The following is a 25,758-nucleotide window of genomic DNA, read 5'->3' as shown; positions in this document are numbered from 1 at the left end:
GTCCGCTGCCCCGGGGAGGCCGGCCAGGGCCGCCGTGGCGACCACCGCTGACGCGGTGACGGCACGGCGCGAGGGGCCGGCGGATGAGGAGGCCGGGGCGGGCTCTTGCTGCGGAGCGGAGTGCTGAGGCATCTCCGCATGGTCGGCCCCGTTCAGCGGAAGAACGGAAAACCTGCCGGTACGCCCGCCTGGATGTCCACCATCCGCAGCAACGGGCCCTCCGCCCCGGCCGCCGGCTCAGGCGGCGGCGACCGCCGCGTGCGCCGCCGTCGAGGCGCGCCCGCCGGGGTGGCGGTGGCGCCAGGTCCAGAAGACGGCGCAGGACACCAGGGCCCACCCGGCCAGCACGAGGTACGGGAAGAGGTGCTGGTGCCCGGCGAAGTACACGGCCGTGTGCTGGGCGTTCACCGAGGCCCCCGGCGGCAGCCAGCGGCCGATGGTCCCGAGCGGCGAGGGCAGTAGCGGCCAGGAGACCGCGCCGCCCGACGAGGGGTTGCCGAGCAGCACCATCAGGCCCCAGGTCGGGATCATGGCCCACCGGCCGAAGAGGGTGTTGAACATCGTGAACACCATCCCGGACGTGAACATCGTCAGCGCGAGGATCAGCCACGACTGCACGAACGGCAGGTCCACCGCGCCCAGCCACCAGTCGACGACCGCGGCGATGGTGAACCCGCCGAGCAGGGCGTACGCCGCGGTGAACCCGATGCGCTCCGGCGGGTTCAGCCCCCGCGCGTGCACGCTGAGCTGGATGGCGCCGACGAAACCGATGATCACGGCAGCGAGCGAGATGTAGAAGATGGCCATGCCGCGCGGGTCTCCCGGCTGCATCGGCTTGACGTCCCGGACGGTGACGGGCACCCCGATCTGCTCGCCGACGGCCGGCGCGGCCTGCTGGAGCAGCTGCGCCACGGAGGAGCCGGAGGCCCCGGCGACGTCGAGCCCGACGCGGTCGTCGCCGGAGTCGCGCAGGACCGCGAAGACCTGCTGCTCGTCCACCGCCTGGCGCGCGGCGGCCTCGTCGGCGTACGGCTTCAGCTCCAGCGAGGCGTTGAGCTGCTTCTCCAGGCCCGCGACGAACTGCTTGCCCCGGTCGGAGTCCCAGGACCCGACGACGGCGGTCGGGACGTGGCGGGGCGTGGGGTTGGCCATGGTGTACGTGTAGCTGCCCGCGAAGAGGCCGCCCGCCGCGGCCAGGATGAACACCAGGACCACGGCGGGCAGGAAGGGCGAGTCCTTGAAGCGCCGCCACCGCTGGGAGGGCGAGGGGACCTTGCCGTGGGCTCCGTGCGTGTGGTGGGCCCCGGTGTCGGTGCCCTGCGTGTCCTGGGCGCCGTGCGGGTCGTGCGGAGGGGTGCTGGGTGTGTCTGCTGTGGGACCGGCCATGACAACACCGTAAAACACTTGTTTCGGTCATATGTGTGCGGGTGGGTGCAGGTCGTCGCCGCCCGCGCGGGAGGCGACCGCCGGATCCGGCCAATCTGATGCGTCCGCGTCAATGCCGTATGGTCGTGCCCCATCGGTCGTACGGTCATGCCCCCTCGGCCGTACGGGGGTCTCAGCGGCGCCACACGCCGACGGCGTACAGCAGGATCACCAGCAGCGCGGCCACGAGCAGGCAGCCCGTCCTCGGGCGTAGGACGAACCTGCGGGACTCCACCTGGCCGTCCGGGAGTTCGGCGGGGTGCTTGAGGGCGTAGTGGCCGAGGTACTGGCGCACCCCCTCGGTTTCGTCCAGCCACGGCGTCCTGAACTCGCACGCGCCGCACCAGTAGCGGTTGGGCACCTCTGGCCACGCCTTTCGTCGATCGTCCCGGGGTCCGCTCCCACGGTCGCCGTGGTGTCGCTGATCGGCCAGGTCAGGCGACCGGACATTCGTGGCCGGTGGGGGGCGTGGGTAGTCTCGTGGGCGTTCGAACGGGTGACTCGGGGGAGTTGGCGGATGGCGGAGAACGTCGGCGCGCTGCTGCGCAGGCTGCGCGACGAGGCGAACCTGACGCAGGAGCAGGTGGCCCACCGCTCCGGCGTCAGCGAGCGCACCATCCGGCGGCTGGAGAGCGGCGGGTCCGCGAGCCACCGGACGGACACCCTCAACCGCCTCGCGGACGCGCTGGAGCTCTGCGAGGACGACCGCCTCCTGCTCGCCGCCACCCTCGCCGGGACGGCGGGCGCTCCACCCGAGGGCCGAGAGGCGGACGCCCCCGAGGCCACCGCCCCGGAGGCCGCGCCGCGCGATGCCAGCGGGCGCGGGCCGCAGCCCCCGCCGGTGGTCCCCGGAGCCCTCGCCGACGCGCTGCGCGACCTGGCGGGCGAGGTCCGGCGGCGCTGGCGCCGCGAGGAGGAACAGCGCCGCGTCCACGACCCCTTCCCGCTGCCCGTGCGCTGGGAGCCGGCGCCGCCGTGGCTGTCCGACCACGCCGAGAACGTCCAGCGCCTCGGGCCGGGCGAGGAGCCGGGCCGGGTGCGGCTCGACGGCGACCTGCGGAACACGGCCGACGTCTACCGGGGCATCCCCTCCGGACGCCTGGTCGTCCTCGGCAGGGCCGGCTCCGGCAAGTCGGTCCTCACCATCCGGCTCGCCCTGGACCTGCTCGATGCCGCGGAGCCGTACGGACGGGTGCCGGTGATCTTCAGCATCGGCTCCTGGGACCCGTCGACGACCGCGCTGCGCGACTGGATGGTCGGCCGTCTGCTGCGCGACCACCCGCACCTGTCGCGCCGCGGCCCCGGCAGGTCGACGCTCGCCGCCGCGCTGATCGACGCCGATCTCGTCCTCCCGGTCCTCGACGGCTTCGACGAGATGGCGGAGGGGCTGCGCCCCGAGGCGCTCGAAGCGCTCAACGCGTCCTCCCTCCCGCTCGTGCTCACCAGCCGGCGCGACGAGTACGCGGAGGCGGTGCGGGTGGCCCGGTCCCCGCTGGTCTGGGCCGGGGCCGTGGAGCTCACCGACCTCACCCTCGACGACCTGGCGGACTACCTGCCGCGCACGGCCCGCACCGTACGGCCGGACACGGCCGCGACCGGTGCGCCGCGCACGCCCGGCACGGCGTGGGACGAGGTCCTGGCGGCCCTGCGCACGGGCCGCGACCCTGAGCACGCACGGCTGGCGGAGGTGCTCCGCACGCCGCTCATGGTCGCCCTCGCCCGCACCCTGTACAGCGAGAACGAGCTGCGGGACCCCGCCGAACTCCTCGACCCCTTCCGGTTCCCCTCCGTGCGGAGCATCGAGGAGCACCTGCTGGCGGGGTTCGTGCCCGCCGTCTACCGCCGCCGCGCCCCCGAGCGGGGCACGGAGCCGGGGCGCGCGAAGGCGGCGTACTCCGAACCCGCCCGGGCGGAGCGCCACCTCGGCTACCTCGCGCACCACCTGGTCCGCCTCGGCCACGAGCGCCACGACCTCGCGTGGTGGCGGCTGGGCCGCTCGCTGTCGCGCTGGTCGCGCACCGCGGCCTTCGCCCTGGCCACCACCCTGTGCGTGACCCTGGCGGACTGGGCCGTCGGCTTCCTCATCAACCCGCTCTCCACCGCCGAACTCCTGGTGCAGGGGCTCCTGATGGGACCGGCCGCCGGGCTCACCTTCGGCGTGGTGTACGCCCTGGCGGACAAGTACGGCAGGGCCGCCTTCGAACCGACCCGGGTGCGGCTCGTGCTCCGCCCGGGGCGCGGCGGCCCCGGCCGCCGGCCCCTGCGCACCGCGGCCGCGCACTTCGCCCAGGGCCTGCTCGGGGGCGCGGTCGCGGGCTTCGGCTGCGGCTTCGCCCTCACGCTCGAACGGGTGCTGGTCCTGCGGATCCCCCTGATCAACCAGGACGTCCTGGTCGGCACGGTGCTCAACATGGTGATCTTCGCGCTGATCTTCGGCACCGCCGGAGGCGTCGTCTTCGGGCTCATGGGAGCCCTGGAGGTTCCCGTCGACGTCACGGCGGCGGCCACGCCCGTCAGCCTGCTGGCCGCCAACCGCGCGACGGCGGCACGGCAGTTCCTCATCCTCGCACCGGTCCTGAGCCTGACCATCGCCGTCGGCGGCTACCTGATCGTCCGGCTGCTGCGCGGCGTGGCGGGGCCGTTGAACTGGGAGGTCTCGGACAGCGTGCTCTTCGGAGCGGTGTGCGGGCTCGGCGGCGGTGCCTCGTACGTGCTCGTGTTCACGGCCTGGGGCCAGTGGCTGGTGCTCGCCCGCGTCTGGCTGCCGATCGCCGGACGCCTGCCCTGGGACCCCGCGGCCTTCCTGGACGACGCCTACCGCCGGGGCGTGCTGCGCCAGACCGGGGCCGTCTACCAGTTCCGCCACGTACGGTTGCAGCACCACCTCGGGCGCACCTTCCGCGACCGGCACCGGTCCTTCGCCCCGACCGGATTCGCCCCGGCCCCGCCCTCCACCCCGCCGGGGGATGTCCGGGCAGGTGAGTGACCCGGCGGGAGGCGGGGTGCACAAAACCCTGAGCGACCGGACAGCGATGGCCGGTCGTCTGGCCTGTTGAACCACCGTACGAGGGACCAGCATCGGGACGTCCGGCTCGCCGCCCGGCCACCGCGCCGCGAGCCTCCCCGACGAAAGGTTCCCGATGAAGTCCCTGCGCCTCACCGCGATCGGCGCGGCCCTCGCGCTCGCCCCCCTGGCGGGCACGGGCCTCGCGCACGCGGCGGCACCGCCCGCCGCCTCCGCGTCCGCCGCGACGGCGTCCGCCGTCCCCGACTTCACCGACGGCTACGGCCTGACCCTGGTGCCGGGCGAGACGCAGGTGCACAGCCCGACCGACTTCACGCTGACCGTCACCACCCCGCAACTGTCCGGGAAGCACAAGATCCGCATCCTGCTGCCCTCCGGGTACGCGTCCGACCCCGGGCGGCGCTGGCCGGTCACGTACTTCCTGCACGGCGGCGGCGGGACCGTCGACGACGTCGTCGCGGCACCCGCGCTGCACTCCGACTCGATGATCACCGTGGTACCGGACGGCGGCCTCAAGGGCTGGTACGCGAACTGGGTGATGCAGAACACCGCCGAGGGCAAGGCGAACTGGGAGGCGTTCCACCTCGACCAGGTGGTGCCGTTCATCGACGCCAACCTGCGCACCCGCGCCGACCGGGACCACCGGGCCGTCGTCGGCCTGTCCATGGGCGGCTACGGCTCGCTGCACTACGCCGAGGCCCGCCCCGCGCTCTTCGGCCACGTGGCCGCGCTGTCGGGAGCCGTCGACTTCGGCATGTGGCAGGTGCGCGCCACCGTCCTCGCCACCGAACTCAACGCCACGGGCGCCTGGTGCGCGGTGAGCAACTCCTCCAGCTCGTCCGGCTCCGGGGAGTGCACCGGCTACGGCCCGTACGTCGACAGCGACGCGATCTTCGGCTCGCCCTACCCGGTCTTCGGCGCCGACCACGTCTGGAACGAGCTCGACCCGGCCGCGCCGTCCAACCTGGCCAAGCTGTCGCGCACCGGCGTCACCCTCTACACCGGCAACAACGACATCGTCGACGTCCACACCTCGGCCGCCTCCGCCACCGTCAAGTCCCGCCTCGACCAGCTGAAGATCCCCAGTCGCCTGGTGGACTACGGGAACGGCAGCTCCCTCGCGCCCACCTGCAACGGCGGCCACAACTACGGCTGCTGGGCACCGGCCTTCGCCGACTACGTCCCCCGCCTCGAAGCCGCCTTCGCGGCCGCGGGCTGACCCGAGCGGCCGCCGGCCGACCCCACGGGACGGGCCCGCGCCCACGTCTTCGTACACCCAGTACACCCAGTAGCCACCCCCCACGCCCTCCCAGGAGACCGCCATGCCCGCACCACCTCCCGAGGCGCGCCCGCCGCGCGCTCCCAGGACCCGGGGCCTCACCCGCGCGGGCCACCTGCTGGCGGTGCTGGGGGTCGCCCTCGCCCTCGTCGGCGGCGGAACGGCGCCGGAGGCCCGCGCCGTTCCGGCGGCCACGCCGCCCCCGAAGCCGTCTGCTTCCCCCGGCGGGGACGTGCGGCCCCCCGGGGCCGCCGAGGGGCTGGACCTCTCCGAGGTCAAGGGCGTCGAGAACCCGCTCCTGCACCCGCTGCTGCTTCCGGTCACCGACCTGCGCGTGCAGCTCTATCGCGAACTGCTGAAAGCCGACAAGAAGGCCGAGAGCGAGGCCGCGTTCGACGAGATGCGCAACGGAGCCGTGGAGTTCATCGATCCGACCGCGGTGGATCGGGACGACTGGGAGCGGATGCAGGAGAGCGACAAGGAACTCAAGCCGAACACCCACGGGCAGTACTGGCGTGCCTCTTGGGTCCGGCTGGACTCCGTCGCTGCGTTCCTCGATCCCAAGGCCGTCACGCGGATCCGCGAGGCGGGGCACCTCCAACTGATCACCATCAGCGCGCTGAACGTCACCAAGGACGAGGACGAGCAGGGGAACGAGGAGGATTCGATCCACTCCGAGGACCTGCTCGCCGACTACCGCCGCGCCCACCACATACCGGACAGCGCACGGCTGTACGCCACTTCCGAGCGCCAGCAGTGCGAGATGTGCGCCAAGCTGCACCCGCTGTCGCTGCGAACGGGGTACGGCCGGCCGTACGGGCTGTCCGTCCAGGCCCTCAAGCTCAAGGCAGAACGCTTCAAGAAGATCGACGCGAGCTCCGGCACGCCCGAGCAGCACGCGAAGAAGAAGAAACAGATCACGAGTCGACTGACTGCGCGGAGGAAGGAGATCAACGCGGAGACGAAGCAGGCCCTCGCCCTCGACCTGGGCCAGGTCAAGGCCCTCGCCGACGCCAACACGGACAAGGCCGTGAGCGCCCTCGTCCAGGTCTTCCACGCATCGCCCGCCAAGGACTGCCCGCCCCCGGCGCCCCACGCCCAGTCCCTGCGCCGAGGCGCTCCCGTACCCGCCGTCCCCGTCATGGCGCTGCGGGCCGCCGACCCCTGTGCCGAGAAGGACGACGACGCAGCCGCACGGTCCGCGGCCTTGTCCACCGGCCTCGGCCAGGCCCTCGCCGCCTCCGCCATGGACCCCGGCGGCATCGACTTCACCACCATGGAACTGCGCTACCTCGCCGACCCGGGCGACGGCAGCGGCCTCCAGTACTCCTTCCAGGCGGGCCGCGACCCGTGGCGCGGGGACGCGCGGACCAGCACCGGCCTGAGCGCGGCCACCCTCTCCTCCGACGCCTTCTTCGTCTGGCTCTCCCTGCGCCCCCAGGACTTCTGGGTCAACCTCAACCCCGACGAACCCGACCGCATCGTGGACCGCCGTCTCGGCGCGACCGACGCGGGCCGGGTGCTGCTCCAGGCGGACCTGGAGATGAAGAAGACCGTCGGCCGCCTGATCCACCCGGACACCGGGGCGGGCAGGGACCTGTGGAAGCGCATCAAGGGGCAGTGCCTGTCCTTCCGCACCTGGATCGTCCCCGCGCCCGCGACCGTGCACCAGGAGGACGACAAGCTGTACATCCTGGACGCGCCCCTCGACGTGAAGATGGAGACCCAGTACCTCAAGTCCCGGGGCGTCACGGCCGGGCAGAACTGCCCCCGCCAGAGCGCCGCCGACCAGACGCACAACGAACAGGTCTACCGCGACCTGGTCCTGACGAAGCTCAAGAAGGCCATCAACACCGGCCGCGAGTACGCCGACCTGCGCCGCGTCTACCTGGCCCGCGTCGCGGCCGAGTGGTACCGGGGCCTCAGCCGGACCCGGCACACCACCTACGCCTCCCTGATCGACCGCGGCGACGCGAGCGCGTGGCCGACGAAGACCTCCTGGAAGCCCACCGACACGTTCGACGCGTTCGTACGGTCGTACACCAAGGGCGAGTTCAAGGTCACCCGCCGCACGACGCGCGGCAACGCCGACTACGTCACCACCTACACCTACGGGGGAGTGGACCTGACCCGGGTACCGATGCGCGACGCGCCCTCGCCGGGCGACGCGGCCCGGGTGGAACGCTCACTGCGCGCGTCGAACGCCTCCTGGCCCGGCGGTACCGCGGACAGCACCGTCTGGCTCGGCGCTCCCACGCCCCGCCAGGCCGCGGGCCTCGACGCACCGGGCGACGGCCTGTCGAACGGCGCCCTGGCGCTGCGCCTGCTGCCCGCGCTCCTGGTGCCCCTGGCCGGTCTGCTGTGGTGGCGCAGGCGCCGCCTGGACGCGGCCGGTGCCAGTCCCCTGCGCCGCGCCGTCGCCACGGCCCCGCGCTCCCCTTCCCGTACCCGGAGGTACCGATGACCCACCCGGTCCCGCCCCCGGCCGGTCCTGCGGACCCGGCCGACGGTCCTGACCCGCACACCCCGGCCCGGCCCCCGCACGCACGCCTGATGTCGCTCGTGGGAGGGCTCGGCGCGGTCGCGCTCGTGCTCGGCGTCCTGGTCGGGTTCACCTCCGACCCGCCCATCCCGCTGCCCGAGAACGCGCCGGTCGTGCCGCCGCGGCCGGGCGGGGCGACGCCTCCGGGATGGCCCAGCACCCTGCCGACGGGCTTCCCGACCGAGCTGCCCTCCGGCTTCCCCACCGCGGCCCCCGGGCCGGCAGCACAAGGAGGCACCCCGTGACCTCGCCCGCCCCACTGGCGCCGCAGGCCGCCCCGCCCCCGGTGCCACGGCACGCGCCGGACGCCTTCCGCCGGCCCTGGCGCATCGCGCTGGGCTTCGCGCTCGTGCTCTCGGCGGCCTTCGCCACCGCCCAGGTGCTGTACTGGACCGCGCCGGAGATCAAGTCCCCGCTGCCCTGGATGAGGATCTACCTGCTTCCCCAGCCCCCGGCCCTCCGGTGGACGCGGGTGCTCCTCTACTCGGGGTGGGGCGTCGCGCTGCTGCTCGCCCCTGTGCTGTACGGCGCCGCGCGCTCCGGCCGTACGGGGGTCGTGCGGGTCTGTCGCGCGGCCGTGCTGGCCGTCCTCTTCCTCCCGTACGCCGTGATGGCGCTGGACACGCTCTCGGGCGCCCCGCTCACCGCGCTGCTGTGCCTGGCGACCTCCGCCGCCGCCCTGCTCGTGGTGCACCGCGCCCAGTTGTACGTACGACTGCCCGCCCGCCTCACCGTGTTCGCCTTCGCCTGGGGCGCCCTGGTAGGAGCCGGTTTCGCGCTCGTGATGGTGATGTGGTTCGCCTGGTACGCGGGCGGCTACCTGCTGGACTTCGCGCACCCGCGCGGCTCGATCCGCTCGCTGATGGGGTTCGCCACCCTGAACGCGGGCCTCGTCGCCGAGCTGGGCAAGGCGGCCGGTGTCGCGCTCGTCCTGCTGGTCTTCCGCCGCCGCGTGCACGGGATGGTGTCCGGCCTCGTCCTGGGGGCCGCCGCGGGCATCGGGCTCAACCTCACCGAGACGGTGCGGTACGTGGCCGAGATCGAGCCGGGCCAGCCGGCGGCGCAGTTCTGGACCCGTCAGGTGGTCGGACTGCTCACGGTGCACGCCGTCTTCGGCGCGCTGGCGGGGGCCGGGTTCGGGGCGGCCACGGAAGCGGCCACCCGGCGCGACCGCGTGGCGATGTGCGCGAGCGGGCTGCTGGCCGCGTGCGGTGGACACCTGCTGTTCGACGCCTTGCTGCCGGTCCTGGACCGCTGGCGCAAGGACCTGTTCTCCGGCGCCGAGACGATGGGGGTACTGATCGGGGTGCCGATGGTCATCCTGCTCGCGGCGGGACCGTTCGCGGTCCTGGTCGTCCTGCTGCTCAGGCGGGGACTGCGCGCGCAGGAGGCGACGCTGCGCGCCGCGCTCTCCGCCGGAACCGGCGAGGGCACGGGCGCCGTGACACCGGCCGAGGGCGGCCTGCTGCTCTCGCCGAAGCGGCGCCTGCTGCTGGAACTCGCGGTGTGGCGCCGCGACGGGACGGCGGGCCTCAGGCACCTGATCCGCCTGCAGCAGGCGCAACTGCGGCTGTTGATCGAACCGCTGCCACACCGGGCAGACCACGTAAGGGAGTTGAAGGGCCTTCCGGCGCTCCCCTCCGGCTCACCGCTCCACATCGACCAGGGGGTCGCGCTGTGACCGTGCTGTTCCGTTCGGGGCTCACCGCCCTGGTCCTCGTCCTCGCGGCGCCGGGCGCGGCGTTCGCCCAGTGCGCGGGACCCAACTACCGGGGCGGCCGGGAGCTGCCCAGCGGCCCCTGCCCCTCCGAGGCCGCGGGGACGGCGTCGGCCACCGTGTGGCTGGTACTGGTCCTTGCCGTCCTGGTCTGGCTCGCCCTGGCCCGGCGTCATGGAAGGGCCACCACGGAGGCCGACCTGGCGCTGGTGGACGCGGAGTTCTCCGCCGCTACCCGGCCGGAGGTGGGGAGTTCCGTGCCGCCCCTTCCATCCGGACAGTTCCCCGCCGGCTCGTGACTACGACGTCCTGAAGGCTGACTCGATGAGGAGGCGCAGAGCATGACGTTCGGCGGAGCGCGTCGCCGACAGCGGTTCGCCCAGCACCTGTCCGGTCTCCTCGGGGGTGAGGGCGCACAGGTGGCGCAGGACGAAGACGTCGAGCTGGGCCTCGGGAAGCGTGCCGATCAGCCGGAGGAGCTGCGGGCTCGGCGTACGGCTTCCTTGGTCGTGCCGTGCGGCGGTGGGGCGGGGCGGCAGCAGGAGCGTCCCGTCCGTGTCGCGGGAGGCCCGGGTCGTGACGGCGGTGCGCAGGGTCCGCCAGGCGTACCGCCGTATGTCCGGGCTGGCCAGGGCCGCTTCGAAGGACGCGCGCAGTGTCGAGAACGCCTCGTAGAGCGCTTCGTGCGCCTGCACCTCCGGCAGCAGCGCGCGGGCGTAGCGGAGGTAGGGGTCCTGGGTGGCCGTACGGAGAGCGGCGAGTTCCAGGGGGGTGCCAGGGTGCGTCGCCTCCACGCCACGGTGCGCGGAGGTGTTCCGTATGGAGTGCATGGAGTGCATGGCGCGCTCCCCTGGTCGTGCCGTGGGGCGGTTGTCCGTGGGCCGGTCTTCCACGGGCCGGTCGTGCCTGATGACCCGTCGGGCCGGATGGCCGGTCAGGCCGGGACGAGGCGTCCCCGCTTGAGCTGGAGCACCTCGTCGCAGGCGGCGGCCACCTCGCGGGAGTGCGTGACGAGGATGACGCACTTGCCGTCCTCGTGCGCGAGCTTGCGGAACACCTCGACGATGCTCTCGGCGGTCTCGTGATCCAGGGCGCCCGTGGGCTCGTCGGCGAAGAGGACGTCGACCTCGCAGGCCAGGGCCCGGGCGATGGCGACGCGCTGCTGCTGGCCGCCGGAGAGCTGGAGGGTGCGGCGGTGGTGCTCGGTGGGCTCGACGCCGAGCAGTTCCAGGAGTTCCACGGCGCGGCGCTTGCGGGCGCCCGGGCGGGACTTGACGCCGGTGATCTCCATGGCGGAGGTGATGTTCTGCACCGCGGTCATGTAGGTGATCAGGTTCAGGGACTGGAAGACGGTGGCGGCGTGCCGGTTGCGGTAGCGGCCGAGACCCATCTCGGAGATGTCGCGCCCCTGGAAGCGGATCGTGCCCGTGGTGGGCGCGTCGAGTCCGGAGGCGAGGGAGAGGAGCGTGGTCTTGCCGGAGCCGGACGGGCCGACGATGGCGTACATGCGCCCGGCCTCGAAGCTCTGGTTGACGTCCTTGAGGAGCGTACGGCGGCGGTTGCGGGCGGTGACGGTGCGGCTGACGCCGGAGATCTCCAGCAGGGCCGGACCGGTCTCCGTGGGGGTGCCGGCGGTGGCGGTCTCGGTGGTCATGGTGGTCAGTCGCCCTTCGTGAGGATGTCGCGGGGGGTCAGGCGCATCACGCGGATGCCGGGCAGGATCGTGGCCACGGCGGCGATCCCGAGGCCCAGGACGCCCACCTGGACGATGTCGGCGGGGCCGACCTTGACCTGCAGGGAGTCGACCGGCTTGATCTCGGGGCCGTTGTCCTTCATCCCCCCGTTGGGGTCGGACGGGTCGCGCTCGGGCGTCTGCTTGGCGGCGTCCTCCTTGGCCGAGGACACCTCGCCCGCCAGCAGGCTGTCGCCGATGGGCTGGGCCAGGGCCTGGGAGGCCGCGCCCGCGATCCCGATCGCGACCAGCGCACAGGCGACGATCTCCACCAGGTGCTGGCCGATGAGCCGGGGCTTCTTCTCGCCCAGCGCCAGCAGGATGCCCAGCTCCTTGCGCCGCTCGCGCAGGGAGGAGGCGATGATCAGGGCCAGGATCGCCGTACCGGCCAGGGCCACCAGCCAGACGGTGATGGTGGCGAACTGCGCGGTGCGCGTGATGGGTCCGACCAGCGCCTTGTACTGCTTGTCGTTCACGGTGACCGGGAAGATCTTCCCGTCGGCGCCCGCCGCCTCGGCGTCCTTCTTCAGCTGATCGAGGTCGTCGGGGCTCTTCAGGCTGAAGGTGGCCGTCCTGAGGTCGCCCTCGCTGCCGGCCGCCTTGCCCTGGAGCACGGAGCTGCCGCTCGGGGTCATGTAGATCTTGTTGGCCGGGTCCATCATGGCCGGGACGTAGGAGCCGGTGTCGACGGTGCCGCTCTTGTAGATGCCGACGACCTTGTACGACACGTCGGCCTCGCTGCGCTGTCCGGTCGCCGGGACCTCGCCGACCTTCAGCGTGACGACGTCACCGACCTTGACCTTGTTGTCCTTGGCGACGCGCTCCTCGATGACGATCTCGTTCTTGGCACTGTCCGGGGTGATGCCCCGACCGGAGACGATCTTCGCGTCGCCGTTGCGGAAGTCCTTCTCCTCCTTCTGGTCGCGGATGCCGGCGGCGGAGAAGAAGTTCGTGCCGGAGGCGTCCTGCCCGGCGGGCGGCGGCACAGGCTGGTGCAGCTTCAGCCCGCTCGCGCGGCCGACGCTCTCGACGGAGTAGTTGCAGCCGGTGACCGCGGAGGACTTGCAGATCTTGTCGACGACGCTCTGGTGGAGCTCGCCCTTGGCGCCGATGGTGCCGGGCTGGCCGCCCCCGCCTCCCTCGTTGCCGCCACCCGACGCGATCAGCGCGTTCACGTCGAGCTGCATGGTGGCGACCACACCGACCTTGCGCTTGGCGTCGTCGGCGGCGCGCGCGGCGGCGGACCTGATGAGGAACCCGGACAGGACCAGGGTGCAGATGACGGTGAAGAGGCCGACCATCATCAGGGTCTTGCCCAACTGCCCGGTCAGGCGCCAGCAGGCACGTTTGAAGAGATTCATGCCAACGACGCTAAGGGGGCGGGTATTTCCCCTTTATGTGATGCCTTTCGACCCGGGACCTTGGTCTCATACACCGCTCAAATACCGCATGCGGTAGATATGGATATGTCCGGTAATCAAGATGCTGTGGTCCTGGGGGACGGCCCGGCATCCTCATGGAACTCTCAGCGAAGGAACAGGCCAGGGGCGTGCGCGTACTGATCGTGGAGGACGAGGCACCGATGGCCCGGCTGCTCGAACTCGGCCTGGCCCGCCAGGGCATCGCCACCGACACCGCGACGGACGGCGCCCGGGCGCTGGAGCTGGTCCGGATCTACGACTACGACGTGATGGTCCTCGACCGGGACCTGCCCCTCGTGCACGGCGACGAAGTGTGCCGCCGCGTGCTGGAGATGGACCTCGGCGTACGCGTCCTGATGCTCACCGCGGCGAGCAGCCTCGACGACAAGGTGACCGGCTTCGGCCTCGGCGCCGACGACTACCTCGCCAAACCCTTCGACCTGCCCGAATTGGTCGCCCGGCTGCGCGCCCTCGACCGGCGCGGCCCGATGGCCCACCCCCACGTCCTGACCCACGGCGACCTCACCCTCGACGTGCACCGCCAGCAGGTCACCCGCGGCGGCGCGGAGATCCGGCTCACCCCGAAGGAGATCGCGGTCCTCGAACTGCTCCTGCGGGCCGACGGCGGAGCCGTCAGCAGCGCGTTCCTCCAGGACAAGGCATGGAACGGCGACGGCGGCCACAGCGGGAACGCGGTGCGCCTGGTCGTGCACACCCTGCGCCGCAAGCTCGGCGCGCCGAAAATAGTCCAGACCGTCACCGGCACCGGCTACCGCCTGGGCACGCAGTGAGACAGCGGGGCCGGTGGGCCGGACACCGGACCGGCCGCGCCGCGAGCGCGCCCTCCCGGCACGGTGCCCGCACGCTCAGCATCCACGCCCGGCTCACCATCGGCTTCGGCGCGGCCCTCGCCGTGTGCGGGGCCCTGATGGTCGCGACCATCTACGTGGGCATGCGCTGGCTGCCCACGTACGACTTCACCACCCCCGTCGTCGTCCCCCCGGGCAGCAACGCCGCACCCGCCAAGCCGGTCGCCCCCGTGGACCGAGACACCCCCTCCCCGCCCGCCGGCCAGGGCAGCACCGCCTCCCCGAGCCCCGGCGGACTCGTGCACCTGCCCGACAGCTCGGGGATCCGTACCAAGGAGGACGTGTGGTCCACCGTCCTCGCCGTGTCGATCGGCGGCGTCCTCGTCGTCGCGACCGGGGGCCTGCTCCTGGGCCGGCGCCTCTCGCGCCGGCTCCTCGCCCCTCTGGAGGACCTCAACCACGCCGCGACCCGCGCCGCCGACGGCGACCTGTCCCACCGGATCAACGCCACCGGCCCGCACGACGAACTGCGCCGGCTCGCCGACACCTTCGACGTCACGCTCTCCCGCCTGGAGAACTCGCTCGCCTCCCACCGGCGCTTCGCGGCGAACGCCGCCCACGAGCTGCTCACCCCGCTGTCCACCACCAAGACGGCCCTGCAGATGCTCGGCGACCGCCCCTCGCCGGAGGAACTCGCCGAAGTCGCGCCCATGTTGACGGAGTCCAACGAGCGCAACATCCGGGTGGTCCGGGAACTCCTGCGTCTCGCGGAGACCGAACACATCACCTTCGACAGCGACCCCGTCGACATGGCCGCGCTCGCCGAGGAGACCGTCGCCGCCCTGCACGCGGCGCCTCCCGGCGGACCGGCCCTCACCCTGGTCGCCGACGACCCCGACTGCGCGGTGCGGGGGAGTACGACCCTGCTGCGACGGCTGATCGTCAACCTCACCGAGAACGGGCTGAAGCACAACACCCGCGAACCGGACGCGTACGTGACCGTCACGGTCGCCCCCACCACCTGCGACCGCGACGGACAGCACGCGGACCGGGTCCTGCTGGAAGTCGCCAACAGCGGCCCGCGCGTCGACCCGGCCACCGTGGAGAAGCTCTTCGAACCCTTCTACCGGGCCCACACGCGCGTGGAGAGCGCCCGCGGGTACGGACTCGGGCTGGCGCTCGTTCAGGCGATCGCCGAGGCCCACGGCGGCACCGTCGAGGCGCGGGCCAACGCGACGGGCGGGCTGACGGTCCGCGTCTCGCTGCCCGCGCTGACGGAACCGGCCTGACCGGGCCCACCCTGCGGGGCTCCGGCCAGCGACGGGGACCAGGGCGGGGAGCGGCCTCCGCGTCCGCTACCCCTCGGTCGCCCGGTCGTAGGCGGCGACCGCCCGCCGGAGGAAAGCCGCCACCGTGGCCCGCTCCTGGTCGGTCATGGCCTCGGTGATCTCGCCGATGCCGTCGACGAGGGGCCCGACGTGCTCGTACGCGGCCCCCTCCCACTCCTCCGCCGGTGTCACGAGCACCTTGCGCCGGTCACTGGGGTGCGGCTGCCGGGTCACGTGTCCGCCGTCCGCCAGCCGGTCGACGACCAGCGTCATCGCCGCCGTCGACGTACTGAGCTCGCGGGCCAGCTGGCTCGGCGTCGCCGGTCCGGCGCTGACGAGGCGGTCCATCACCGCGAGCCCGGCGAGGTCCACGCGCATCTTCCGGCTCAGGTACCGCTCGAACCGCTGCTGGCGGCGGGTCAGGTTGCGCAGCTGTTCGCGGAGGGGGCCCTCCGCCGGGGGCGTGGACGGGGGATCACTGGGACGGTCGGCGGTCATCGCGTGGAACCTGCTCCTCGGTTGCTGAAGGCGACTGCTCAGGGCGATCGCTGAAGGCGTTGGCAACCCATCATGACGCGCGACACCGGACCGGAGCGTCACACCGGGGCGCCCTGCCTCGCCCCGGAGTCGGCGGAGCCGCCGCCTGCGGCGGAAGGGCCGGTGACGCCGTGCTGCTCGTCCTCGGGCCGACCCTTCTTCGGGAGCAGGAAGGTGATGGCCAGGAACGCCGCCAGCAGGCACGCCTGCACGAGCAGCGCGTGGTGGAAGCCGCCGGAGAAGTCGCCCGCCTCGGCCCGTGCGAAGAAGACCGAGCCGAAGACCGCCACGCCGATGGAGCCGCCGACGGCCTGCACGGCGGACAGGACGCCGGAGGCGGAGCCGATCTCGTCGTCGTCGACCGCGGCGAGGATGAAGCTGAACAGCGCGGCGATCACCATGCCCGCCCCGACACCGGCCACCGCCACGCCCGGGGCGATGTCCCAGATCGAGAACGACCCGGTGCCGAGGCCGTCGAGCTCGTACCAGAGCAGCGCCGCACCGGCGAGCTGGGTCAGCGGGCCGATCTGGAGGACCGCGCGGCCGATCCGGTCGGCCAGGAACGCGCCGCTGATCGCGCCGCCGATCGCGGTGCCCACCGCGAGCGGCAGGTTGCCCAGGCCCGCGTCCCCGGCACTGAAGTGCTGGCCGATCTGGAGGAACAGCGTGAGGACGAGCTGCGTGCCGATCAGCCCGCCGAAGAACAGGGCGATGCCCCCGAGCCCCACGGTGAAGGCGGGCTTGCGCAGCAGGCGCGGGTTCACCAGGGGCTCACGGCCGGCGGTGGCGGCCCGTCGCTGCCGCAGCGCGAAGAGGGCGAAGCCGACGACGGACGCGGCCATGCACAGCCAGGTCCACAGCGGCCAGCCGGCCTCCTGCCCCTGGTTGAGCGGGAGCACCAGCAGCGCGCAGGCCGCCACGACCAGGCCCGCGCCGACCAGGTCGATGCGTACGGAACGGTCGCCGTCCTTCCTCGGGACGAACACCGCCGCGACGGCCAGCGCGGCGAGCCCGATGGGCAGGTTGACCAGGAACACCGAGCGCCACCCCAGGCCGAAGAAGTCGCCCTCGATGAGGAAGCCGCCCAGGACGGGACCGACGATGCCGCCGAGGCCGAGCACGGGGCCGAACACCGCGAAGACCTTGGTGAGTTCGGGTCCGGAGAAGTTCTCGCGCAGCAGCCCGAGGCCCTGCGGGAGCAGGAGCGCCCCCGCGGTCCCCTGGAGCAGCCGGAAGGCGATCAGCGACTCGATGTTCGGGGCCAGGGCGCAGAGCAGCGAGCTGAGCGTGAAGGCGGCCAGGCCGGTCAGGAACATCCGGCGCCGCCCGTAGCGGTCACCGAGCCGACCGCCCAGGACCAGGCCCGCCCCGAGCGTGAGGGCGTAGCCGCCGATCACCCACTGCAGGCCGACGGAACCGGCACCGAGGGACTCCTCCAGCGCGGGCCCCGCGACGTTGACGATCGACGCGTCCAGGAGGTCCATGACCTCCGCGACGATCATCACCACGAGGATCAGCCACCGCCACCGGTACGGCTCGGGGCTCGGTACGACGTCCACATTACCTCAGATCATTGATTATCAATATTCTTAGCAATGTGGAGCGTAGCCGGTAGTGCCGTACGGCTGTCAACCGCGTCCGGCCTCGCGTCCCCGACGCGGCGGCTTCAGTGCTGACGGGCGCGGGCGAGGGTGTCGGCGGCGTGGGGCTGGGTGCGGTGGGGTGTCAAGTGCTGCGCGAGCAGGGCCAGTTCGTGCTGGGCGAGGTGTGAGTGGAGGTGGCGGTGGTGGTCCAGGAAGTGGTTCCAGTGGTGGCAGGCCTCCTCCAGGTGTCCGGTACGCAGGAGGTTGTGGGCGCAGCGCGCGTGGGTGAGGGCGAGCGGGCGGTGCTGCTGGGGGAGGCGCCGGGCGAGGGAGGACCGGTAGGCGTGGTGGGCGTGACGGCGGTCGCCCAGGGTGGCCAGGACCTGGGCGCGCTGGTAGTCCAGCGCGGAGCGGGGGTAGTGGTGGAAAGGGCCTTCACCGGTGGCCGAGTCGTGGGCTCGTTCGGCCGCGTGGAGGGCGGTGAGTGCGCCGGCCGGCCGACGGTCGCAGGCATGGGCGAGGGCCTGCTGGGCGTAGAGGAAGGCCTGGACGGCCTTGGGGGCGGTGCGCCCGGCCGCGTCGAGGGCGGCGTCGGCGAGCAGACGGGCGTCGCCGGGGTGCCCCAGGAGCGTGGCCTGGGCGCTGAGGGCCCTCAGGGTGATGGCGGCCTGGTGACGGTCGCGTGCGTGGCGGGCGAGGCCGTAGGCGAGGTGGTAGTAGCGCTGGGCGGTGGCGTGCGCGGTGATGTCCGTACAGATGTCGGCGAGCAGGTGCGTCAACTGGGCGGCGGCACTGAAGAGGTCGGGTTCGTCCGGACGGGTGCTGAGCAGCGGGGCGACCTGTCCGCGCAGGTAGTGGGTGAGCATCAGGCGGACGTTGCCTCCGCCGAACCGTTCGTTGAATCCCGCGAAGGCCCCGACCATCGCGTGGAGTTCCTCGATCCCCGCACGGTCACGGGCGTGGTCGGACGGGGCGGGGGAGTCGAGGCCGGCCAGGGCGAGGCGGAGGGTCTGGGTGCTGGGCGGCGTGTAACAGCCGGCCGGTGAGTCCGTACGGCACCCCGGGGCCGAGTCGGAGCCGAGCAGCGCGGAGAGGCAGCGCACGGTGGCCGGGGTGTCCTGGACCAGCTGGCAGGGTGGGGTGAGGGGGGTAGGTGCTTCGCCCAGGCCGATGTCGGCGGCGCTCAGGGGTCGGCCGAGACGCGCTCCGAGCACTTGCAGGAGCAAGCCGGGGGCCGGCGGGCGGGGGCGGGTGCCGGCCAGCCAGTGCGCCACCGAACTGCGGGTGTAGCGCACCTCCAGGTGCTGGGTGCGGCCGAGGGCGTTGACGGCCCGGGCGAGGTCGGCATTGCTCCACCGTGCTTCCTGCCTGAGCACGTGGGTGAGCCGGTTGTTCCTCGATGCGCCGCGGGTCATCGTTCCTCCTCGTGTTCGCGCTCTGGGCGGGCCCGTGCGGTGTGCGGGCCCGTGGCGGGAACGCTGGCGGTCGGCGGCACCGCGTCCTGGCTCGACTCCTGCCCCGGGTGCGGGCGGGGCAACGCCACCCCCGTTATGCGCCGCGCATATTCGGTCGCCGCGGAGCGGGATGCCGCCCTCGTGTTCCGGCCCTGGGAGAGGAACATCGGCACCAGGAGTGACGCGCGTAGCAAAATCCCCATGGATGCATCGTTCACAGCCGTTCCCGAGGAGGAATCGGGCCAGAGGCGGAAAGTCGTCTTGGCGCGAAATGGAGGGTCGGGCAACCGTCCCTTCACAAGGGCACAAAGTTTCACCACGTGAATCGTGAATCCTGTGAGGGCTGTTGACCGGCCCGCGCCGCTTTGGCTGAATGGACGGTCGTTGGCGGCTGAAAGCGCTTGCCCGTCATGGGTCCGGACTGGACCAAGTGGATTCTCGGAAGAGTTCCCCGCCCCGCATCAACGGCGCGTCAGGTCCGCGGCCCGCAGCGTTCACCGCCCGTCCGGCGCGCCGCTTCCGGTCTTCGAGCGAGACGGCAGTGCTCGACGTCGGACCTGTCCGGGCAGTGTCCGCGAGGAAAGTTCACGGAGGAATTCCATGACACGCATCAGCTATCCGACTCCAAACGATCTGCCCATAGCGGCGCGTTCCGCGCTGGATTCGTTCCAGGTGCGGCTGAACGGGTTCGCGTTGTGCGCTCACGCCCCCAGCCTGCTCCCGGGCCTGATGGGCATGAGCCTGGCCGTCCTGGGCGCCCGCGAACTGACCCGCGACACGACCCTCCCCCACAGCGCCACCCGTGTGGCCGAACAGGGCGAGCCCGTAACGCCCGCCGCCGGAACGGCGCCCGAACCGGACCAGTACGTACGGGTCCATGTGGAGGAGGAACAGTGTCCCAGCGCCCTTCGCTAGCCGTCATCGGTGCGGGAGCCGCCGCCGTCTGCCTGCTGAACGAGCTGACCCGGCGCGACCTGCCCACCGCCTCGCTCACCGTCTTCGACCCCTCCTCCCTGCTGTGGCGGGGACGCGCCTACCAGCCCGACGCCGACTGTGCGCGCACCAACGCCGTGCCCGGGGGGATGTCGGTACGACACGAGAACCCGCGGGACTTCCTCCAGTGGCTGGACGTGCGCGACCTGTTCACCGAGGAGCGCGATCCCGTCCACGGCGGCCTGCGCTACCCGCCGCGCCCCGTCTACGGCGAGTACCTCCAGGCGTGCGCCTTCGACGCGCTCGACACGCTCATGCGCCGGGGATGGGACGTCCGCGTCCACCGCGAACAGGTCACCCACGCCGCGAGCGAGGACGACGGAATCCTCCTGCGCACCTCCACGGCCCGCACCGAACTCTTCGACCAGGTCGTGCTCGCCGTGGGCGGCGACCGCCCCCAGGACGCGTACAAGCTTTCCGGACGGCGCGACTTCACCCACGACCCCTACCCCCTGCGTAAAACGCTGGCGCCCTTGTCCGCGACCGCACACGTGGGCATCCTCGGGTGCGGACTCACCGCGATCGACGTGGTGGTCGCCCTGCGCGAGCAGGGCCACCGCGGCCCCATCAGCATGGTCTCGCGCACCGGGACCCTGCCCGGCGTGCGTCCGTACCCGGTCGAGGGTCTGCCTCAACTCCCCTCGGGCTGGAATGACTTGCCCGACAGTGGTGACGAGGGGCTGCGCTGGTCGCGGGCGGCCGCCTGGGTCGGCGACCTCCTGACGGCGGCCGGAACCGACCCTGCCGACCTCGCCCGCGAGTTCCGCACCGCGGCATCCGAACCTCCCGTGCGCCGCCTGCAACGCCACCTCGAGGGAGCGGCCGAGCCGCTCTCGGCCCTGCGCCTGCTCCAGGGCGTCGCACCCTACCTCGGTCCCCGGCTCTGGTCCCGGCTGCGCGAGGACGACCGCGCCCAGCTGCTCCGCGCACACCAGCGCACCATCATGAGCCTGTGCTGCCCGATGTCCCCGCGCAGCGCCAACACCCTGCTGGGCCTCGCCGCGCAAGGCGGGCTCAGGCTCCACCGAGGGCTGGCCGGCGTCACCCCCGGCACACGGGGCGGCCACGCCCTGGACACCGCCGACGGGACCCGCGTGACGGTGGACCACCTCGTCAACGCCTGCGGCAGGGCCCCCGACTGCGTGCCCCGCGCGGCCCACCCCCTGGTGAACTCCCTGATCAGCGGCGGCCTGGCGGTCCCGCACCCGCACGGCGGGCTGCGCGCCGACCCGCGCACCGACCAGCTGCTCACCCCGCACGGGCCCGATCCGCGGCTCTACGCCCTCGGCGACATCACCCTCGGGACGTTCCTGTTCACCTTCGGCATCCCGGCCCTGGTCGCCCGCGCGCACGAGCTCGCCGCCGCCCTGGAGCACCAGCTCGCGATGTCCCCCGCCTGAGCCCCCCGCCGGGAGCTCCCGCGCGACCGGCCGCCCGGACACTCCCGCGCGCAGCCATCCGTACTCCCACAACACCCGTTCCGAACAAGCCAACAGACATGCCATCAGGCAACCGACCAAGGAACCCGGCCAAGGAAGGGGACACCCTCACGACCATCCACGAGACGGAGGCACGCGCACTCGCGCGCCTGGACACCTGCTACGCGCGCGCGTCTGGAGGCCGACGCCTACCGGCTCTCCACCGCCGTCGGCAAGGGCCCCCGTGACAAGACGCTGCTCTGGGCGCTCGGCCACGCGCTGGTGTTCCTGCGCCGCACCGAGACGAACCGCCGCACGGGACGGCCGGTCACGTCCCCTCGGTGAACGCCTCGCCCGCGGCCAGCGCGGTGCGCGCCAGGCCCCGCAGCCAGGTGTGGGCGGGATCGGTGTCGTAACGCTGGTGCCACGACAGGTATATGGGCGCGGGGGGCAGTTCGAGCGGCAGGGGGAGTACGACCAGGCCGAGGTCGGCGACCGCTGACCGGGTCACCGCCTCGGGGGCGCTGACCAGTACGTCGGAGTGACGCGCGAACTCCCACGCGGCCGCTTCCGTGGGCACCGCCGCCACTACGCGCCGGGTCAGGCCGAGGTGTGCGAGGGCGGCGTCGAGGGCGTTGCCGAGGTTGCCCCGCCGCGACACGACGACGTGCTCCGCGGCGGCGTACCGCTCCGCGGTGAGGGCCCCGCCGACGCTGAGCGGGTGTCCCCGCCGGGCCACGACGACGAGGTGCGTCTCGCCCACGCTCTCGGCGCGGATGTCGGGTGCGCCCGGCCGGTTGGCGTTCGCCTCCAGGTCCACCTCGCCGCGGCGCAGCCCGGGGGTGTCGACGCTCGACTCCGCGACGAAGCGCAGCCGCACACCGGGTGCCTGCGCGCGTACGGCGGCGAGGAGCGCGGGGCCGCTCAGGGAGACCAGGGCGTCGTGCCAGCGCAGGGTGAAGGTGCGCTCCAGCGTCGCGAGGTCGACGTCACGGCTCGGCGCCAGGACGCCCTGGACCTGGTGCAACAGCTCGTGCACCTGCTCCCGGACGGCGATCGCGTACGGCGTGGGGGTCATCGTGCGGCCGGTGCGGACCAGGATCTGGTCCCCGGTCGTGCGGCGGATCCGGCCCAGGCTCCGGCTCATCGCGGGGGCGGTGACGTGCATCCGCTCGGCGGCCCCGGCGACGCTGCCTTCTTCGAGTAGTGCGTCGAGGGCGGCGAGCAGGTTCAGATCCAGTTGCATGGAAGTAATCCTATGCGTTCATAACATGCATTTGAAGTTAATCGAGCGACTGCCTACCTTCATGAGCAGAGCACGAAGCGCACCACCTGACCGGCCCCACCGGCTCAACCACCCTCCTCACGACAGGAGCACCGCCATGTCCGCAACGCCCCAGACCACCAACGCCGTTGCCTCCCAGGCGTCCCTCTCCGACGCCGAGCTGCTCGACCGGACCGCGAGTGCCGTACGCGACGCCGGTACGGCACTGCGCGAGCGCTTCGGGGAGGTCGTGCGCTACGCCACCCGCGACGAGCTGATGCGCGCGCTCGCCGCCAACGACGACACGGCCCTCGACATCCTGCGCCCCCGCCTCACCGAACTGCGCCCGGACGCGGGCTGGGTGGAGGACGAGCTGGACGGCGGCGAACTGCCCTCCGGCGAGTGGTGGGTCGTGGACCCGGCCGAAGGCAACGTCAACCACCTGCACGCCCTGCCCGACTGGGCCGTGACCGCGACCCTCGTCCGCGACAACCTCCCGGTGCTCACCGCGGTCCACCTGCCCCTCACGGGGGAGACCTACACCGCCCTCACCGGCGGCGGCGCCTTCCTGGACGGCCGGCCGCTGCACGTCTCGCCGACCGAGGACCTCGGCCTGGGCATCGTCGCCACCAGCCAGGCCCGGCCCGACGAGGACGAGGAGGTCGTACGGCGCGTCGGCTCCTCCATCACCGCGATGCTCTTCAACGCGCTCGTCGTCCGCACCTCCGTGCCCGCGACCCTGCACCTGGTGAACGTCGCCGCGGGCCGGATCGACGCCTTCTGGCAGTTCGCCGGCGCCCGCGCCGACCTGCTGCCCGGGGCACTGCTCGTCACCGAGGCGGGCGGACGGCTCTCCGACGCCGAGGGCCGCCCCTGGACCCCGCGGAGCGCGAGCTTCGTAGCCGCCGCGCCCGGTGTGCACGCGCAGGCCGTCGCCACGCTCTCCCGCTGACCGACCCGAACCGCACCCCATTCCACTTCCACGTAAAGGCAGTTCACCATGACCCAGATCGCTGTTCTCGGAAACGGCCGCGTCGGCGGCAACCTGGCCAAGGGCCTCTCACGAGCCGGGCACGAGGTCACCGCGACCGGCCGCGCGCCGGGCGCCGCGGCCGCGGCCGTCCGGGAGGCCCGGATCGTCGTCAACGCCACCCCGGGCGAGGGCTCGCTGGACCGACTCACCGCCCTGCGCGAGGAGTTGAGCGGGAAGATCCTCGTCGACGTCTCGAACGCCACCGTCGACGGACCCGACGGGTTGCCCGCCGACCTGATCTACCCCGGTACGAGCCTGGCCGAGCAGCTCCAGGAGGCCCTGCCCGACACGCGCGTCGTCAAGACGCTCAACACCATGCTCTTCCCGGTGATGACGGCGCCGGACACGCTCGCACAGGCGCCCACCGCGTTCCTCTCCGGCGAGGACCCGGAGGCCAAGCGGACGGTCCGCGAGCTGCTCGCCGACCTCGGCTGGCGCGAGGAGTGGATCACGGACCTGGGCGGGATCAGGACCGCGCGCGCCACGGAGGCCGCGATCCTGTTCGTCCCGCACGTGATCCGCTCCAGCGGATTCGCGCCCTTCGCGATATCGGTCGTCCGCTGAAGGCACCCAGGTGGCCCGAGAGCCGGATCGGCCGGCTCCCCGGGCACCTTCGTACGGTCACCTCGGCACCTTCGTACGATCAGGGGCCCGGCGGCACCCGCAGGGACAGCAAGGCGGTGTCGTCGCTGGCCCAGCCGCCGTGGTGGGCGGCCAGGGCGTCGCTGATGTGGCTGTTGGTGGTGGCCGCGTCCATGCCCCGGGTGTCGGCGAGGGCCTGGGCGAGGGCCTTCTCGTCGAAGGGCGGCCGGTGGGGCAGAGCGCTGCGGGGGTCGGGGCGTGCCTCGCAGGCGCCGTCGGTGTAGAGGAACAGCAGGTCGCCGGGGGCGAGTCGGAACCGTACGTCCGTGAGGCGCACGGTGGGCATGGTGCCGAGCAGCGTGCCGGGGACGCCCGTCCGCTGGACGCGGCCGTCGGCACGCCGGATGAGGGCCGGGGGGTGTCCGGCCAGGCACAGCCGTCCGGCCGCGCCGGCCGGGGTGGTGCGGAAGGTGGCCTGCACGGCGGTCAGGTAGCGCGGGGCGCGCTGGGCGAGCATGGCGGTGTTCAGCCGCTCCAGCACGACGGCGGGGGAGAGGTGGTCGCCCGCGTCGGCGCGCAGCGTGTAACGGGCCAGGGCCGTTACCTTGGCGGCCTCCGTCCCGTGGCCGCAGACGTCTCCCAGTACGGCCGTCCACCACGGCCCGCGGGCGTGGAAGAGGTCGTAGAAGTCGCCCACCACCTCCGCCTCGCCGGCGTAGGCCAGGTAGCAGGCCGAGGCGTCCATGCCCGGCACCGGGCGCAGCACCGGGGGCAGGAGGCTGTCCTGGAGGCTGCGGGCCAGCTCCCGCGAGGTGGCCAGCGCGCCGCGGGCACGCTCCAGGGCCGCCTGCGCGGTGCGCAGGGAGATGCGCAGGTTGATCTCGTTGGACACCGCCCGGGCCAGCACCGCGAGCGTCTCCAGCTCCTGTGGCAGCCACTCGCGCGGCCGGGTGTCGATGACGCACAGCGTCCCGATCGCCTGGCCGTCGGTCGTCGTGATCGGGAAGCCCGCCCAGGCACCCACCCCCCACGGGCCGATCGCCTGGTGCCCGGCGGTACGGGGATCCTTCTCGGCGTCCTCCACGACGAACGGGCCGCCCGCCCCGACGGCGAAGTAGCAGAAGCTCTCGCCCACCGCGTTCTGCCACTGCTCCACGCCGCCGTACGGCAGGTGCGGCACCGACTTCCAGTACGTGCGGGTGTCCCCGACGAACGTGATCGCCGAGATCGCCGACCCCGTCACCGACACCGCGAGCCGCGTCAGGTCGTCGAACACCTGCTCAGGAGCGCTGCCGACCATTCCGCTGGCCTCCAGCGCCGCCAGCCTGGCCGGATCGTCCAGCACCGCGGGCAGCCCGTCCCGGCGCGCTCCCGCGGGGTACTCCACCTCTCCCACGAACCCCTCCACACCTCCCGCCCCCGATCCGGGGGCCAGCACATCACAGTGCCCGCCCCGTGTCAGCCGCCCGACCGAGTCGCCCCCGTCAGCTCCGGAGCTCCGGTGAACTCTGGTGAAGGGACCACGGGGGCAGGCGCCGCGCCCTCGGGGTCGCGTCCCGGAGGTGTAGATCACCCGGCGGGGGAACCCGTCGCACGAGACCCCGCCGCGCCGCCGG

Annotated in this window: 22 protein-coding genes; 12 read left to right on the top strand and 10 right to left on the bottom strand. The window is 72.9% G+C overall.

From position 1 onward, the window contains the following. Positions 1-237 precede the first annotated feature (237 nt). Together ABT160_RS35525 and ABT160_RS35520 are read right to left on the bottom strand one after the other, a co-directional pair. Entirely contained in the window at positions 238-1,386 is a 1,149-nt protein-coding gene (locus ABT160_RS35525; RefSeq protein ID WP_351652105.1) for an ABC transporter permease, read from the bottom strand. Between the two features lie 172 nt (positions 1,387-1,558). Beyond that, positions 1,559-1,786, bottom strand: a complete 228-nt coding sequence (locus ABT160_RS35520; protein WP_351652104.1) for a hypothetical protein — start codon at positions 1,784-1,786, stop codon at positions 1,559-1,561. Positions 1,787-1,942: 156 nt separating this feature from the next. Here ABT160_RS35520 and ABT160_RS35515 point away from each other — a divergent pair, with 156 nt between their 5' ends. The 6 genes from ABT160_RS35515 to ABT160_RS35490 all read left to right on the top strand — a co-directional run bounded on the left by ABT160_RS35515 (position 1,943) and on the right by ABT160_RS35490 (position 10,287). Beyond that, a complete protein-coding gene (locus ABT160_RS35515; protein WP_351652103.1) occupies positions 1,943-4,411 on the top strand; it encodes a helix-turn-helix domain-containing protein in 2,469 nt (822 codons plus the stop codon). Positions 4,412-4,565: 154 nt separating this feature from the next. Then, complete coding sequence (locus tag ABT160_RS35510; RefSeq protein WP_351652102.1) at positions 4,566-5,669, top strand: alpha/beta hydrolase; 1,104 nt, start codon at positions 4,566-4,568, stop codon at positions 5,667-5,669. Between the two features lie 103 nt (positions 5,670-5,772). Next, entirely contained in the window at positions 5,773-8,193 is a 2,421-nt protein-coding gene (locus ABT160_RS35505) for a hypothetical protein (protein WP_351652101.1), read from the top strand. After that, positions 8,190-8,516, top strand: a complete 327-nt coding sequence (locus tag ABT160_RS35500) for a hypothetical protein (protein ID WP_351652100.1) — start codon at positions 8,190-8,192, stop codon at positions 8,514-8,516. The genes ABT160_RS35505 and ABT160_RS35500 overlap by 4 nt, the downstream gene beginning before the upstream one ends. Next, positions 8,513-9,952 (top strand): PrsW family glutamic-type intramembrane protease, encoded by a 1,440-nt coding sequence (locus ABT160_RS35495; protein ID WP_351652099.1) that lies wholly within the window; start codon positions 8,513-8,515, stop codon positions 9,950-9,952. Before ABT160_RS35500 ends, ABT160_RS35495 begins: the two co-directional genes overlap by 4 nt. Further along, positions 9,949-10,287, top strand: a complete 339-nt coding sequence (locus ABT160_RS35490) for a hypothetical protein (RefSeq protein WP_351652098.1) — start codon at positions 9,949-9,951, stop codon at positions 10,285-10,287. Before ABT160_RS35495 ends, ABT160_RS35490 begins: the two co-directional genes overlap by 4 nt. Here the strand turns inward: ABT160_RS35490 and ABT160_RS35485 are convergent, their stop codons facing one another. From ABT160_RS35485 to ABT160_RS35475, 3 genes are all read right to left on the bottom strand, one after another. Then, entirely contained in the window at positions 10,288-10,827 is a 540-nt protein-coding gene (locus ABT160_RS35485; protein ID WP_351652097.1) for an RNA polymerase sigma factor, read from the bottom strand. Between the two features lie 95 nt (positions 10,828-10,922). Further along, positions 10,923-11,642: an ABC transporter ATP-binding protein gene (locus ABT160_RS35480; protein WP_351652096.1), complete on the bottom strand. Its 720-nt coding sequence runs from the start codon at positions 11,640-11,642 to the stop codon at positions 10,923-10,925. 5 nt (positions 11,643-11,647) lie between these two features. Beyond that, positions 11,648-13,081: an ABC transporter permease gene (locus ABT160_RS35475; RefSeq protein ID WP_351652095.1), complete on the bottom strand. Its 1,434-nt coding sequence runs from the start codon at positions 13,079-13,081 to the stop codon at positions 11,648-11,650. A gap of 188 nt (positions 13,082-13,269) precedes the next feature. On the opposite strand from ABT160_RS35475, the gene ABT160_RS35470 reads away from it, so the two are divergent. Continuing rightward, a complete protein-coding gene (locus ABT160_RS35470; protein WP_351652109.1) occupies positions 13,270-13,932 on the top strand; it encodes a response regulator transcription factor in 663 nt (220 codons plus the stop codon). Next, positions 13,929-15,239: a HAMP domain-containing sensor histidine kinase gene (locus ABT160_RS35465; protein ID WP_351652094.1), complete on the top strand. Its 1,311-nt coding sequence runs from the start codon at positions 13,929-13,931 to the stop codon at positions 15,237-15,239. The genes ABT160_RS35470 and ABT160_RS35465 overlap by 4 nt, the downstream gene beginning before the upstream one ends. Positions 15,240-15,305: 66 nt before the next feature. On the opposite strand, the gene ABT160_RS35460 is transcribed toward ABT160_RS35465, so the two are convergent. The 3 genes from ABT160_RS35460 to ABT160_RS35450 form a co-directional block, all read right to left on the bottom strand. Continuing rightward, entirely contained in the window at positions 15,306-15,776 is a 471-nt protein-coding gene (locus ABT160_RS35460) for a MarR family winged helix-turn-helix transcriptional regulator (RefSeq protein ID WP_351652093.1), read from the bottom strand. 98 nt (positions 15,777-15,874) lie between these two features. Continuing rightward, a complete protein-coding gene (locus tag ABT160_RS35455) occupies positions 15,875-17,317 on the bottom strand; it encodes an MFS transporter (protein ID WP_351652108.1) in 1,443 nt (480 codons plus the stop codon). 164 nt (positions 17,318-17,481) lie between these two features. Next, entirely contained in the window at positions 17,482-18,813 is a 1,332-nt protein-coding gene (locus ABT160_RS35450; protein WP_351652092.1) for an NsdA family TPR-like regulatory protein, read from the bottom strand. Between the two features lie 639 nt (positions 18,814-19,452). On the opposite strand from ABT160_RS35450, the gene ABT160_RS35445 reads away from it, so the two are divergent. Next, positions 19,453-19,767: a hypothetical protein gene (locus ABT160_RS35445; RefSeq protein ID WP_351652091.1), complete on the top strand. Its 315-nt coding sequence runs from the start codon at positions 19,453-19,455 to the stop codon at positions 19,765-19,767. After that, entirely contained in the window at positions 19,746-21,245 is a 1,500-nt protein-coding gene (locus ABT160_RS35440) for an FAD/NAD(P)-binding protein (RefSeq protein ID WP_351652090.1), read from the top strand. Before ABT160_RS35445 ends, ABT160_RS35440 begins: the two co-directional genes overlap by 22 nt. A 346-nt stretch (positions 21,246-21,591) precedes the next feature. On the opposite strand, the gene ABT160_RS35435 is transcribed toward ABT160_RS35440, so the two are convergent. Beyond that, positions 21,592-22,509 (bottom strand): LysR family transcriptional regulator, encoded by a 918-nt coding sequence (locus ABT160_RS35435; RefSeq protein WP_351652089.1) that lies wholly within the window; start codon positions 22,507-22,509, stop codon positions 21,592-21,594. Positions 22,510-22,645: 136 nt separating this feature from the next. On the opposite strand from ABT160_RS35435, the gene ABT160_RS35430 reads away from it, so the two are divergent. Further along, positions 22,646-23,479, top strand: a complete 834-nt coding sequence (locus ABT160_RS35430; protein WP_351652088.1) for an inositol monophosphatase family protein — start codon at positions 22,646-22,648, stop codon at positions 23,477-23,479. Positions 23,480-23,527: 48 nt separating this feature from the next. Next, complete coding sequence (locus ABT160_RS35425; RefSeq protein ID WP_351652087.1) at positions 23,528-24,124, top strand: NADPH-dependent F420 reductase; 597 nt, start codon at positions 23,528-23,530, stop codon at positions 24,122-24,124. 79 nt (positions 24,125-24,203) lie between these two features. On the opposite strand, the gene ABT160_RS35420 is transcribed toward ABT160_RS35425, so the two are convergent. Beyond that, on the bottom strand, positions 24,204-25,529 hold the full coding sequence (locus ABT160_RS35420) for a GAF domain-containing SpoIIE family protein phosphatase (protein ID WP_351652107.1): 1,326 nt from the start codon (positions 25,527-25,529) through the stop codon (positions 24,204-24,206). Positions 25,530-25,758 lie beyond the last annotated feature (229 nt).

It is taken from the genome of Streptomyces sp. NPDC001941 (assembly GCF_040296945.1).
Taxonomy (GTDB): domain Bacteria; phylum Actinomycetota; class Actinomycetes; order Streptomycetales; family Streptomycetaceae; genus Streptomyces.
The sequence above is the reverse complement of the archived record's forward strand: the minus strand, read 5'-3'. Positions and strand labels throughout refer to the sequence as shown.